This is a genomic window from Stenotrophomonas sp. 89682_Sma (assembly GCF_056481405.1).
On the sequence record NZ_CM151147.1, the window covers coordinates 613,538 to 626,635 of the forward strand.

Below are 13,098 nucleotides of genomic sequence, written 5' to 3' on the forward strand. Positions count from 1 at the left end.
GAAACCTGATTATAGCGGGAGGGTTTGCAAACGGCCGGTGAGCCAGGGACGCCCGGCCGCTAGTGCCGACATGGGAGTGGGGCCGGCCGATTCCCCGTCGATGGGCCATGGCCAGCAGGCAGTTCGCATACAATTGCGCGCTGACGACCGAGGACATGGCCCGCGTGGCCATCGCCGATTGGCCTGCTGTTCCAGAAGGATCGAGGTTTGCTTTGAAATTTACTCACGATCAGAAACGCGTGCTGGTGACCGGTGGCGCGGGCTTCCTCGGGTCGCATCTGTGCGATCAGCTCATCGCGGGCGGCCATGACGTCCTCTGCGTGGACAACTTCTACACCGGCAGCAAGGCGAACGTGGATGGGCTGCTGGGCCACCCACGGTTCGAGCTCATGCGCCATGACGTGACGTTCCCGCTTTATGTGGAAGTGGACCGGATCTTCAACCTGGCCTGCCCGGCGTCACCGATCCACTACCAGCAGGACCCGGTGCAGACCACCAAGACCAGCGTGCATGGGGCGATCAACATGCTCGGCCTGGCCAAGCGCCTGCGCGCGCGCATCCTGCAGGCCAGCACCAGCGAGGTGTATGGCGATCCGGAAATCCACCCACAGGTGGAAGGCTACTGGGGCCGGGTCAACCCGATCGGCATCCGCAGCTGCTATGACGAGGGCAAGCGTTGCGCCGAAACGCTGTTCTTCGACTACTGGCGCCAGCACCAGTTGGAGATCAAGGTCATGCGCATCTTCAACACGTATGGCCCGCGCATGCATCCCAATGACGGCCGGGTGGTCAGCAACTTCATCGTGCAGGCGCTGAAGGGCGAGTCGATCACCATCTATGGTGATGGCAGCCAGACGCGCAGCTTCTGCTATGTCGATGACCTGATCGAGGGCATGTTGCGGCTGATGGACTCGCCGGCTGATCTCACTGGTCCGATCAATATCGGCAATCCGTCCGAGTACACCATGCTGGAACTGGCCGAGACCGTGCTCCGCCTGGTCGGCGGCGCGTCGAAGATCGAGTACCGCCCGCTGCCCTCGGATGATCCACGCCAACGCCAGCCGGATATCAGCCTGGCCAAAGCGGATCTGGGCTGGGAGCCCAAGGTCGGCCTGGAGGACGGACTGAAGGAGACCATCGCCTATTTCCGCCATCGCTTGCAGGCCTGAGGTGGCGACGATGCGCAAGATCGTGGTGATGCCGGTCTACGAAGACCTGGAAGCCTCCTCAAAGCTGTTCGTCGAGCTCGCCCGCACCCAGGGCCCGGACACCTATGTGGTGGCCGTGGACGACGGCTCGGTGCGGCAGCCATTGCCGATCAGCGCCATTGAGGCTTCGGGGTTGGAGGGCGTGGTGATCCGCCTGCGTCGCAATGTCGGGCATCAGCGTGCGATCGCCATCGGCCTGGGCTATGTGGCCGAACACTTCGATGGCAATGACATTGTCGTGGTGATGGATTCCGATGGCGAGGATACGCCGGAGAGCATCACCGAGCTGGTGGCGGGCCTGGATTCGGCCGATGTCGACGTGGTGGTGGCCAGCCGTCGCAGCCGGGTCGAATCGCTGAAGTTCAAGTCGTTCTACATCGTCTACAAGCTGCTGTTCTCGCTGCTCAGCGGGCGCCAGATCAGCTTCGGCAACTTCATGGCGGCGAAGATGCCGGCGGTGCGCCGGTTGGCATCGATGCAGGAGCTGTGGATCCACGTTGCCGCCTGCGTGCTGGGCTCGAAGCTGCGCGTGCAGACCTGTGCGCTGGATCGTGGTCCGCGCTATGCCGGCCGCAGCAAGATGAACTTCGTCGGCCTGGCCCTGCACGGATTCCGTGCACTGATGGTGTTTGCCGAGGATGTGCTGGTACGCGTGGGCATCGCCTGCACCATGGTGGCGGCACTGTCGATCATCGGCGGCATCGTCGCCACCGGGCTGAAGATGCTGGGCTTTGCATCACAGGGCTGGTTCTCGCTGGCATTCGGCATCCTGGTGCTGGTGTTCCTGCAGACCGCGGCACTGACGCTGATCATCCTGATGTTGTCGGGGATGATGCGCGGCGGTGGCGTCATGAGCGTGGGCAGCTATCGCGAATTCGTTGACGAGGTCCTGCATGCCGGCCGTCGCAGTGGCTAAGGATGCGCTGGGCGGACAGGCCGTCCGCTACGTGATCAATGGCCTGGTCGCCACCGCGGTGCACTATGGAGTGCTGCACTTCAACATCGAGGTGCTGCACGTCCCGCTGGCCGCGATGGCCAACGCGATTGCAGCGGTCTTTGGCATCACCGTGTCGTTCCTCGGCAGCCGCTACTTCGTTTTCCATGGCAGGCAGGGCAGCCTGGCGCGGCAGGGTTCGCTGTTCCTGCTGATCTACGCCGCGATCGCTGTGCTGCACGCGCTGGTGATGTACGTCTGGGCCGATCGATGGGGCCTGGACTACCGCGCAGGATTCGTGCTGGCGACCGGAATGCAGATGGCCGTCAGCTTCGTCGCCAACAAGTTCCTGGTGTTCAAATGAACAAATATCTGCGTGCCGCGCTGGCAACCCTTGCATTCATTGCCGCCCTGCTGCTGGTCTACTACGTCCACATGCGCCAGTTCCGTGTGAACGTGGTGCTGTATGCCAGCATCCTGGACGCGGTTATCGCAGTGGTGGTGGTGTTTGCTGGCCTGTATGCATTGAAGTGGTTCAGGGATTTCAGCCGCCTCGAGCTGATCCAGCTGGCCGCCATCTGGTTGCTGGGAGGCTATGTGTTCGCGATCTCGGTCCCGACCGTCATCGACCGCTCGTTGTCCTTCTACATCCTGGAGAAGCTGCAACAGCGTGGTGGTGGGATACGCGAAGACGCGTTCCGCCAGGTGTTCACTGAAGAGTACGTCCGCGAGCATCATCTGGTGGAAGTGCGCCTGACCGAGCAGCTGCAGTCCGGAACCGTGCAGATCCATGATGGTTGTGTGCGATTGACCGAGCGCGGCGAGCGCCTCGCATCGTTCGGCCGCTTCTACCGGCAGAACCTGCTGCCGACCCACCGCCTGCTGATGGGGCAGTACACCGATGCGCTCACTGATCCTTTCCGCGACAGCCGGATGCCGTCCGACTACCGTTGCCAATAGCCCGGGTGCTGCTGGCGCATTGGTTTTTCCGTTGGTTCCTTGAAACGTTTCATGGATGACATGACCTCCACCTCTCCCCCCCTGCGCACTACGCGCCGGGATCTGGCGATTGCCGGGATCCTGGCGCTGCTGTTGGCCGCTTCCCTCGTATCGGTCGCCAAGCGATCGGACTATCAGGCGTCGCTGCTGCGCCAGGCCTTCGCTGAGGACGCGGGATTCGAGGCATCCGTACCACGCGAGGTGGTGGATGCACGTGATCTGGTGCGCGCGCAGCCGATCGCTCCCTCGATGCTTTCACTCGGGCAGGGGCTGAAGGACGATCCCTTGATCCAGCAACGCATGTGGGAGGCGCTGTATCCGGTCCGGTTCAGCGATACCGATACCCCGCAGCGCCTGCTGAGGGCCGGTGATCCGCTGGTTGACCAGTGTCATGTCCAGGGGAGGAAGGGAGATGTCGTTCTTGTCGACTGCCGCTGAATCAGGGCGCCGTGCGGCGCTGGCCATGCTGGTCTCCATTCTTCTCTGCTATGGCCTGGCTGCCGTGGGCCTGATGGGCTGGCCGGTGCAGGTGGCGTTCGGCGCGGTCGTGCTCAGCGCGCTGCTCGCCCTGCCGGCTGTGCGTGACCTGCGTACCGCCCCTCTGGTCCTGGCCGTGCTGGTGCTGGTGTTGATCGCACTGGGAAGCCCCAGCGATGGCTGGGACCCGCGTTCCATCTGGCTCTTCCATGCCAAGCGGATCTACCTGGAGGGCACGTTGTACGCCCAGCTGGATGACTACGCGCCGTGGAGCCACAACGACTATCCCGCGCTGGTTCCGTTGTTGATGGCCTGTGCAGCAGGTTTGGCCGGGCACTGGAACGAACTGCTGCCCAAGACGGTGGCACCGCTGCTGCTGCTGCCGGCACTGCTGCTGATCGCACCGAGTTTCCGCTGGCGCTGGTGCGGCGTGCTGTTCGCAGTGCTGCTGCTGCGCCTGGGGCGCGACATGCTGATCAACGGCTACATGGATCCCCTGGTGGCGGTCTACGCCGTCGCTGCCGTGGCGACAGCGATGCGTCACCGCACGCGCGAGGGGCATGGTGGCAGCTGCGAGTTGGTCGCATTCACCTTGCTGGTGGCCGTGTTGTCGATGTTGAAGAACGAGGGCGCGGTGCTTGCGGCCCTGTTGACGGCCGTGGTGCTGGGCGAAGGCGTGCTGCGTGAGCGTCGCCTGGGCTGGCGCATCCTCCTGGCCGGGATTGTGGCCCTGCTGCCACTGCTGGCATGGAAGCTGGCCGTCGGGCAGGCAGGGGTTGGCAATGACCTGGCGGGAAGCGACATGAAGGCGCAGCTGTTGGCGCGGCTCGGCAGCGAGGGCGGTACCCTGCCGATCCTCGGTCGCCTGCTGCTGGATGTCTGGGTGATGGTGCCGTTGCTGGTGCTGGCGGTGCTCTGGCGTCCGGTGCTGCGGATTCCGGCGGCATCGGCTGCCGTGCTGGCGGCGCTGGTGTACGCAGCGGTGCTGTTCCTGGTCTACCTGGGAACGCCGCATGACCTGGACTGGCACCTGCGCACCAGTGTCGACCGTGTCCGCATGCCGGTAACACTGCTGCTGGGGTTTGCGGTGCTGCTGGCGCTGGAACATCGCGCCACGGCGAAGACGCTGCGCGCTCACTGAGCCGGAACGCGCCGTGGCGTCATGCTGCGGCGCATCCCAGCGGTATGCAGGTGTAGCGCTAGAATGCGCTCATTCTTCCCGTGTGGGGCTGTAGAAATGGAACACGTGACTTCCACCGGCAAGCGCAACAAGCGCTTCGCCAGCGCGGCGGAGGCCCTTCAGGGCGTCATCGCCGATGGCCAGACCCTGGCCGTCGGAGGCTTCGGCCTGTGCGGCATTCCCGAGGCGCTGATCGCCGCGCTGCGCGACAGCGGGGCCAAGGGCCTGACCGTGATCTCCAACAACGCGGGGGTCGATGGCTTCGGCCTGGGCCAGCTGCTGGAGACGCGGCAGATCAGGAAGATGATTTCGTCCTACGTCGGCGAGAACAAGGAGTTCGAGCGGCAGTTCCTGGCCGGCGAACTGGAACTGGAGTTCAATCCGCAGGGAACCCTGGCCGAGCGCCTGCGCGCCGGCGGTGCCGGCATTCCGGCGTTCTTCACCGCCACCGGCTATGGCACGGTGGTGGCCGAAGGCAAGGAAACCCGCGAGTTCGACGGCAAGCACTACGTGATGGAAACCGCGCTGCGCGCCGATGTGGCGCTGGTCAAGGCGTGGAAGGCCGACGAGGCCGGCAACCTGGTGTTCCGCAAGACCGCGCGCAACTTCAACCCTGCCTGTGCGATGGCCGGCAAGGTCTGCATCGTGGAGGTGGAGGAGGTGGTACCGGTCGGTGCCATCGATCCGGACCAGGTGCACCTGCCGGGCATCTACGTGCACCGCATCGTGCACAACGCGCATCCTGAAAAACGCATCGAACAGCGCACCATCCGCGCGGAGGGCAACTGACATGGCGTGGACCCGTGACGAGATGGCGGCGCGCGCTGCCCAGGAACTGACCGACGGTGCCTATGTGAACCTGGGCATCGGCCTGCCGACCCTGGTCGCCAACCATATTCCCGAAGGCGTGGACGTATGGCTGCAGTCGGAGAATGGCCTGCTGGGCATCGGCCCGTTCCCGACCGAAGCCGAAGTCGACGCGGACCTGATCAATGCCGGCAAGCAGACCGTCACCGCGCGTGCCGGTGCCAGCTATTTCGGCAGCCATGACAGCTTCGCGATGATCCGTGGCGGCCACGTCAACCTGGCCATCCTCGGCGCCATGCAGGTGACCGACAAGGGCGACCTGGCCAACTGGATGGTCCCCGGCAAGATGGTCAAGGGCATGGGCGGCGCGATGGACCTGGTGGCCGGGGTGCAGCGCGTGGTGGTGCTGATGGAGCACACCGCCAAGAACGGCGAGCACAAGATCCTGGCCGGATGCACGCTGCCGCTGACCGGCGTCGGCGTGGTCGACCGCATCATCACCGACCTGGCTGTATTCGACGTCACCGATGCCGGTCTGGTGCTGGTGGAAACGGCGCCGGGTGTCAGCGATGACGAACTGAAGGAAAAAACGGGCGTGGCGTTCGCCCGAGGTTGAATCGGCGTTCGCGCCGGAGTGATCAGTCGCGCAGGAGTGCTTCCAGACTCCTGCGCGCCGCATCGCTGGAGAAGTGCTCGCGGATGTTGTGGTAGCCCTGTTCGGAGATGTGGGACCACAACGCCTCATCCGAGTACAGGCGCAGGATGGCGTTGCTGAACGCCTCGGTATCTGCCGCGATCAGTGCATTCTGACCGTCGACCAGGAACATGCCTTCGGCAGCAATGGGCGTGGCCACTACCGGAACACCGTGGCTCATGGCCTCATTGACCTTGCCTTTCACGCCTGCGCCGGAGAGGAGCGGGGCGAGCGCGATCCTGCAGCGCGACAGGAAGGGCTGCAGTGATGCTACGTGTCCGTGGACGATGACACCGTTGCCGGCATAGCGCGCCGCCACGTCTTCCGGAATCTCTCCGATCAGGTGCAGGACGATCTCCGGGCGCTGCGCACGGATGCGGGGATGGATCTCGCCGACCAGCCATTCCAGCGCTTCCTGGTTGGGCTGATGGGCATAGCCCCCCACGAAGTACAGGTCAGCAGTGTTCCCGAAACTGCGTTTGCCGCCGTGCACGTCATGGATGTTGGACAGCAGCCGGATGTCGCTGCCGGGCAGTTGCGCCTGCAGCATCTCCAGCTCGGTCTGGCTGACCACCAGCGTCGTGTCGCTGGCGTTGATCAGGGCGAACTCGCTTTGCCGCGTGCGTGCGGCCTGCCGCTGCAGGTCCGGGTCTTGGCGCAGGTCCGCAGCACGCTGCTCACGCACATGGTGCAGGTCCACGGTGTCGAAGATCACCTTGGCCACGGCGTAATCGCGGATCAGCCCGATGTGGGCTGCCGCCACATGGTGGCGGCTGAGCAAGGTGGCACGCAGCTGCTGGCCGTGCACACGCAGCCACTGGTCGAGACGGGGGCTGCCTGCGATGCCGATCAGGTCCACGCCCAGTGTGTCGAGGAAAGCGCGACTTTCGGCACTGATGACACCATTGTCCGGCATGAACACCGGTTGCCATCCCAGCTCGCGGATCGACTGGAGGATCTTGCACATCCGGACCGAGCCAGAATCGCGGGTCGGATCGGGCGCGCTGGCATCAATCACCAGCACGTATCCAGCACGTGCAGGGGCGGTGCTGTGCACCTCGCCGGAAGAACGCACTGCTTGAGCGGGCACCGATACTGCGGCCGGTGGATGTGGGCGAAGCACCGCCTTGACCTTGCGTAGCGTGGCCGCCGGGCCTACTTGGCGCAGGTTGTGAATCACCGAGGCCAACCGGCGCGAGGCCTGGCGAATCCGCCATTTGAGGCTGTACCAGGAGTGCTTCATCGTCTTCATCGTCAGGGGGCGCGCAGGAATGCGGGCGACCATCATAGTCGCTGGCCGCATAGGGGGTGTGCTAGCGTGCTGGCATGCATTTCCCACTGGACGACGCCGACGTTCACTGGCATCGGGGTTGGCTGGCCGCGGACCAGGCGGACCTGATGCGGCAGCAGCTGGAGCACCACATCTCCTGGCAGGTGCATCGCATCCGCATGTTCGGCCGTATCGTCGATTCGCCCCGCCTGAGCTGCTGGATGGGAGATGCCGAGGCGCGCTATCGCTATTCGGGTACCGATTTCCTGCCCGAGCCGTGGCAGCCGGCCCTGCTGCTGCTTCGCGAACGGCTGCAGGCATTCTGTGGACATGCCTTCAACAGCGTACTGCTGAACCTCTATCGCGGCGGCGGCGATTATATGGGCTGGCACAGTGACGACGAACCCGAACTGGGCCCGGCGCCGGTGATCGCCTCGCTGAGCCTGGGGGCGGCACGGCGTTTCCTGCTACGCCGGCGTGATGATCCGACGCAGAAGACCGAGTACCTGCTCGGCCATGGCGACCTGCTGGTAATGGCCGGGCAGACCCAGCGTTATTACCAGCACGCGTTGCCGAAAATGGCGCGCGTGCAGGGCGAGCGGATCAACCTGACGTTCCGCTGGATTGCGCCACGCTGATCGATCAGCGCGTGTCGGTCGGCTGGTCGTTCTGCCCGCTCACCAGCGTCCAGCCCACCACATCCTGCGCCAGCTGCTGCAGGCCGCGCTCGAACGCGGCGGTCACCGACGGCACGTCGGTACTGCCGACCGGCTGTGCCTGGCGGAAGGTACGGTCGGCGACCACGCGCTGGTCGGCGACGTGGATCAGCTTGGCGTTGACCTCGATCACCACCGTCGGCGTGGCCTGGCCCTGGTAGTCCGATTCGAAGCGGCGCACGTCGGTGGACAGCTTGTAGTCGGCGCGGATGCCGGCAGTGCTGCGGGCGACGCCGTGGATGCGTCCGGAATCCTCGAAGCCGCGCAGCAGGGTGTCCTCGATCATGTCGGTGGCCGGCTGGGCCCAGCTGGCGCCCTTGTAGATCTCCAGCTGCGACGGGGTCGGCCGCACGTTGATGCGCGGGCTGTCGACCATGCGTGCGGCGCTGGGCTTGGCCAGTACCAGCTGCCAGCTGGCCTGCGGCCACGCCGGATCGGCCTTCACCTGCACGGCGGGCGAGTACAGCGTCACTGGGGTTTTCTCGCTGCTGCCAAGGATGGAGCAGCCGCCCAGCAGGGTGACCAGCGAAGCGGCCAGCAGCAGGCGCGGAAGGGGCATCGGGCTCATTTGGGTTCGAACTCCTTCGGTGCGTCGCGGCCCAGCAGGTAGCGCGCGGGATTGTTCTCGAGGCGGTCGCTGACCCGGCGCAGGTCGCGGATCAGGCCGCGCAGTTCGGTCAGCGTCGGGCCCAGCTGGCCGAGGCCATCATTGGCGAAGCTGTTGATCGCGGCGCGGTTCTCGCCAAGGATCGAATCGGCGTTGCCGGCGGCCGAGTCGAGCTTGGCCAGGGTGCCGTCCAGCTTGTCGATGATGCCCGGCAGCTGCTGCACCAGGTTCCTGTCCAGGCGCTCGATGGTGCCGTTGGTGGTCTTCAGCGTGGCGTCCAGGCTGCGGGCGGCATCGCGCGCGCTGAGCAGCAGCGCCTGGGTACCCTGGTCACGGTCGGCCAGGCCGCCGCTGATCGTCTCCAGGTTGGCCAGCGTCGCGTTGATCGAGGCCACGTTGCGGTCGCTGAGGATCTGGTCCATGCGCTCGACGATGCGGTTGGCGACGTCGGTGATGTTCTGCAGCGCCGACGGCGTGGTCGGGATGATCGGCGCCGGGTCCTTGTTGACCGTGGTCAGCGCCGGCGACTGCGGCGTGCCGCCGCTGAGCTGGATGATCGACGGGCCGGTCAGGCTGGTGATCGCCAGCTTGGCACGGGTATCGGTCTTGACCGGGGTGGTCGAGTTCAGGCGGATGCGTGCGACCACCTGGCGCGGGTCGTCCGGCACCAGGTTCAGTTCGATGATCGAACCGACCGCGATGCCGTTGTACTGCACCGGGCTGCCCACCGACAGGCCGGTCACCGCCTCGCGGAACACCACGCGGTATTCCTGCCAGGTGCGGTCGGAGGAGTACTTGGCCGCCCACAGGCCGAAGGCCAGCAGGGCCAGGCCGGTGATCAGGGTGAACGCGCCGATCAGCACGTAGTTGGCTTTGGTTTCCATGGCTCAGGCACTCTCGATCTGTTCGCCGCGCGCGGCACGCGCACGCGGTCCGTAGAAGTATTCCTGGATCCACGGATGATCCAGTTTCTCGATGTCCGGCAGTGGCGCGTTGGCCACCACTTTGCGGTCGGCGATCACCGCCACCCGGTCGCAGATGGCGTACAGCGTGTCCAGGTCGTGGGTGATCAGGAACACGGTCAGCCCCAGCGCCTCCTGCAGGGTCTTGATCAGGCGGTCGAACGCGGCCGCACCGATCGGGTCGAGGCCTGCGGTCGGTTCATCCAGGAACAGCAGCGGCGGGTCCAACGCCAGTGCCCGGGCCAGGCCCGCACGCTTGCGCATGCCGCCGGACAACTGCGATGGCAGCTTGTTGATCGCATCGGCGGGCAGGCCGGCCAGCTTCACCTTCAGCAGCGCGAGCTCGTAGTGCCAGCGCTCGGGCAATTCGCGGTGGTGTTCCTTCAAGGGCACCTGCACGTTCTCGCCCACGGTCAGCGAAGAGAACAGGGCGCCATCCTGGAACAGCACGCCGGTGTTGCGTTCGATGTGCAGGCGGCTCTCGGCATCGTCGGCACGCGCATCGCGGCCGAGCACTTCGATCTGGCCGGCGTCGGGCGTGCGCAGGCCGAGGATCGAGCGCATCAGCACCGACTTGCCGGTGCCCGAGCCACCCACCACGCCCAGGATCTCGCCACGGCGCACGTCCAGGTCCAGGTCTTCATGCACGGTCTGGCTGCCGAAGCGGTTGACCAGCCCGCGCACGCGGATGGCCAGGTCGTGACCGTCGCCGTCCTGCATGGGAATGTCTTCGGGAGTCGTATACGTGCTCATGTCACCAGTCCATGTGCATGAACCACAACGCCGCGAAGGCGTCGATGATGATCACCAGCGAGATCGTCTGCACCACGCTGGAGGTGGTGCGTTCACCCACCGACTGCGCCGTGCCTTCCACCTTCAGCCCTTCCAGGCAGCCGATCAGGCCGATCACCAGCGCGAACACCGGCGCCTTCGACAGGCCGACCAGCATGTGCCGCACTTCCATCGTCTCGTGCATGCGCGCGATGTACATCTGCGGCGGGATGTCGAGGTCGAACGCACCGACGGTGATGCCGCCGGCCAGGCCAGCAACCATCGCGATGAAGGTCAGCAGGGGCAGGGTGACCAGCAGCGCCATCAACCGTGGCAGCACCAGCAGGTCGATCGGGTCCAGGCCCAGCGTGCGCATGGCATCGATTTCCTCGCGCGCCTTCATCGCACCGATCTGCGCGGTGAACGCACTGGCGGTGCGGCCGGCCAGCACGATCGCGGTCAGCAGCACGGCGAACTCGCGCAGGAAGGCAATGTTGACCAGCTCGACCACGTAGATCTCGGCGCCGAAGTCGCGCAGGATGGTCGAGCCGAGGAAGGCGATCACCGCGCCAACCAGGTAGGACAGCAGCGCCACCAGCGGTACTGCGTCCAGCCCGACCTGCTCCATCTGGTGGACGGTGGCGGTCAGGCGGAAACGGCGGGGCTCCTTGACCAGGCGTGCAGCCTTGACCAGGTTCTCGCCGAGGAAACTGCACAGCGCCTTGATGTTGTGGCCAGTGGCATGGACGCTGACACCGAGCCGTTCCAGCGCCGCCAGCACGCCGAAATCGCGCTTGGGCCGGGGCCGGTCGTCGGCCACTTCCTCGATGGTGCAGACCAGTGCCTGGTGGTCCGGCCGGAACTGCAACGCGTCCTCGCCAAGGTCGGCGCGATGCGCTACGCGCAGTACCTGCAGCACGCCGGCCGAATCCATCTTCTCGATGCCGGTGGCGTCGATGCCGGTCAGCGTGTCGGGAACGCCGCGCAGGACTTCGGCCGCGGCCAGCGCGGTCTTCAAGGTCCAGGTGCCGGACAGGCGGATCAGGCCCGGGTCATGGGCATCCTGTTCGAGCTGGGGGGCGTGGTTCGGGGTCACTTGGGCCATTCGGGTCGCAGCATAACCGTTCTGTCTGGGGCATCGCGTCGAACCCGGATGAATTTATCCAGTGCGGCCCGGCAGTAGGTAATACTACGGCGCATGTCCGCAGACGCTCACACGATCCCCACGCCCCAGGCCACCTACGCGCAGCGCGTGGCCTTTGTTTCCGAGATCGCCGGACGCCTGCACAGCTACGGCACCACGGCCCAGCGCCTGGAAACGGCAGTGGTGGCACTGGCCCGCCAGCTCGATCTGGATTGTGAACCGTGGTCGAATCCCACCGGTATCATCCTCAGTTTCAGCGACCCGGCACAGGCGATCGGCTCCAGCGACATCACCCGGGTGATCCGCCTGGCACCCGGCGAGAACGACCTGCACAAGCTCAGCGTCGCCGACCATATCGCCGAGGAAGTGGCCAACGGGCGGATGAGCATTGCCCAGGGCCACACCGCGCTGCGCCAGTTGGACAAGGATCCGGGCCGGCGCGGCAAGCTGCGCACCATTCTTTCATTCACCCTCGGCGCGGCCGGCGTGGCCGGCATGTGGAAGCTGCCGTGGCTGGACATCGCCACCGCCGGTGTCATCGGCCTGATGATCGGCCTGCTCGGCATGGTCACCGACCGTCGCCCGGCCACCCGCGAAGCGGCCGAGGCGCTGGCGGCGCTGCTGGCCGGCATGGTCGCAACCCTGGTCGCGTCCTTTGTTGGCGCACTCAACCTCAACACGGTGATCATCGCCTCGCTGGTGGTGCTGCTGCCCGGCATGTCGCTGACCAATGCGGTCAATGAACTCGCCAGCCAGCATTGGGTCTCGGGTACCGCGCGCTTTGCCGGCGCGTTGACCACCATCATGAAGCTCAGCGTGGGCGCGATGATCGCGGTGACCCTGGCCGATGTACTCGGCCTGGACCCGGTGATCCGCGCCACGCGGCCGCAGGGGCCGTGGGTGGAGTGGGGTTCGCTGCTGACCGCGGCATTCGCCTTCGCGATGCTGTTCAAGGCCAACCGGCGCGATTACCCGTGGGTGATCGCGGCCTCGGTGGCGGGTTACGCGATCTCCAAGTTCGGCGGGCACGCCTGGGGCGCGCCGGCCGGCATCTTCCTGTCAGCGATGCTGCTGACCGCCGGTGGCAATCTGTTCGGCCGCCTCGTTGGCCGCCCAGGAGCGATCATCCGCCTGCCGGGCATCATCATGATGGTGCCCGGCAGCACCAGCCTGCGCGGCGTGCTGACCCTGGTCCAGCAGCAGGACGTTGGCGCGGGCCAAAGCGTGTTCCTCACCGTGCTCAACGTGGTGATGGCGCTGGTGGCCGGCCTGCTGTTCGGCAACCTGCTGATGCCGGCGCGCAAAACCCTGTAGGTGTGGACCGTTGGC

The 13,098-nt window shown here is 65.7% G+C and carries 15 protein-coding genes; 10 read left to right on the forward strand and 5 right to left on the reverse strand.

What is annotated here, in order from left to right; all coding sequences use genetic code 11:
* The first annotated feature begins 107 nt into the window (after positions 1-107).
* The 8 genes from ACZK29_RS02765 to ACZK29_RS02800 all read left to right on the forward strand — a co-directional run bounded on the left by ACZK29_RS02765 (position 108) and on the right by ACZK29_RS02800 (position 6,221).
* Positions 108-1,169, forward strand: coding sequence for a UDP-glucuronic acid decarboxylase family protein (locus ACZK29_RS02765; RefSeq protein ID WP_478446639.1), 1,062 nt, complete (start codon positions 108-110; stop codon positions 1,167-1,169).
* A gap of 10 nt (positions 1,170-1,179) precedes the next feature.
* The gene (locus tag ACZK29_RS02770; RefSeq protein ID WP_005412175.1) at positions 1,180-2,124 is read left to right on the forward strand and encodes a glycosyltransferase; all 945 of its coding nucleotides are present in this window, start codon (positions 1,180-1,182) and stop codon (positions 2,122-2,124) included.
* Complete coding sequence (locus ACZK29_RS02775) at positions 2,102-2,506, forward strand: GtrA family protein (RefSeq protein ID WP_100438856.1); 405 nt, start codon at positions 2,102-2,104, stop codon at positions 2,504-2,506. The genes ACZK29_RS02770 and ACZK29_RS02775 overlap by 23 nt, the downstream gene beginning before the upstream one ends.
* A complete protein-coding gene (locus ACZK29_RS02780; protein ID WP_111111820.1) occupies positions 2,503-3,102 on the forward strand; it encodes a hypothetical protein in 600 nt (199 codons plus the stop codon). Before ACZK29_RS02775 ends, ACZK29_RS02780 begins: the two co-directional genes overlap by 4 nt.
* A gap of 51 nt (positions 3,103-3,153) precedes the next feature.
* Positions 3,154-3,579 (forward strand): hypothetical protein, encoded by a 426-nt coding sequence (locus ACZK29_RS02785; RefSeq protein ID WP_111204255.1) that lies wholly within the window; start codon positions 3,154-3,156, stop codon positions 3,577-3,579.
* Positions 3,554-4,759, forward strand: coding sequence for a hypothetical protein (locus ACZK29_RS02790; RefSeq protein WP_111204254.1), 1,206 nt, complete (start codon positions 3,554-3,556; stop codon positions 4,757-4,759). Before ACZK29_RS02785 ends, ACZK29_RS02790 begins: the two co-directional genes overlap by 26 nt.
* 96 nt (positions 4,760-4,855) lie before the next feature.
* Positions 4,856-5,587 (forward strand): CoA transferase subunit A, encoded by a 732-nt coding sequence (locus ACZK29_RS02795; RefSeq protein ID WP_111204253.1) that lies wholly within the window; start codon positions 4,856-4,858, stop codon positions 5,585-5,587.
* Between the two features lies 1 nt (position 5,588).
* Positions 5,589-6,221, forward strand: coding sequence for a CoA transferase subunit B (locus ACZK29_RS02800; protein WP_111204252.1), 633 nt, complete (start codon positions 5,589-5,591; stop codon positions 6,219-6,221).
* Between the two features lie 22 nt (positions 6,222-6,243).
* Here the strand turns inward: ACZK29_RS02800 and ACZK29_RS02805 are convergent, their stop codons facing one another.
* Positions 6,244-7,542, reverse strand: a complete 1,299-nt coding sequence (locus tag ACZK29_RS02805; RefSeq protein WP_164147139.1) for a glycosyltransferase — start codon at positions 7,540-7,542, stop codon at positions 6,244-6,246.
* A gap of 83 nt (positions 7,543-7,625) precedes the next feature.
* On the opposite strand from ACZK29_RS02805, the gene ACZK29_RS02810 reads away from it, so the two are divergent.
* Positions 7,626-8,207 (forward strand): alpha-ketoglutarate-dependent dioxygenase AlkB family protein, encoded by a 582-nt coding sequence (locus ACZK29_RS02810; protein WP_111204250.1) that lies wholly within the window; start codon positions 7,626-7,628, stop codon positions 8,205-8,207.
* A gap of 4 nt (positions 8,208-8,211) precedes the next feature.
* Here the strand turns inward: ACZK29_RS02810 and ACZK29_RS02815 are convergent, their stop codons facing one another.
* The 4 genes from ACZK29_RS02815 to ACZK29_RS02830 are packed head-to-tail and all read right to left on the reverse strand — an operon-like array spanning position 8,212 to position 11,730.
* Positions 8,212-8,853, reverse strand: coding sequence for an ABC-type transport auxiliary lipoprotein family protein (locus ACZK29_RS02815; RefSeq protein WP_478446641.1), 642 nt, complete (start codon positions 8,851-8,853; stop codon positions 8,212-8,214).
* A complete protein-coding gene (locus ACZK29_RS02820) occupies positions 8,850-9,776 on the reverse strand; it encodes an MlaD family protein (protein WP_164227419.1) in 927 nt (308 codons plus the stop codon). The genes ACZK29_RS02815 and ACZK29_RS02820 overlap by 4 nt, the downstream gene beginning before the upstream one ends.
* A 3-nt stretch (positions 9,777-9,779) precedes the next feature.
* Positions 9,780-10,607 carry an ABC transporter ATP-binding protein gene (locus ACZK29_RS02825; protein WP_478446642.1) on the reverse strand — a complete coding sequence of 276 codons (828 nt, stop codon included), beginning with the start codon at positions 10,605-10,607 and terminating at the stop codon, positions 9,780-9,782.
* Position 10,608: 1 nt separating this feature from the next.
* Positions 10,609-11,730, reverse strand: a complete 1,122-nt coding sequence (locus ACZK29_RS02830; protein ID WP_049427915.1) for an ABC transporter permease — start codon at positions 11,728-11,730, stop codon at positions 10,609-10,611.
* A gap of 93 nt (positions 11,731-11,823) precedes the next feature.
* Between ACZK29_RS02830 and ACZK29_RS02835 the strand changes: the two genes are divergently transcribed.
* On the forward strand, positions 11,824-13,083 hold the full coding sequence (locus ACZK29_RS02835) for a threonine/serine exporter family protein (protein WP_005408003.1): 1,260 nt from the start codon (positions 11,824-11,826) through the stop codon (positions 13,081-13,083).
* Positions 13,084-13,098: the final 15 nt, after the last annotated feature.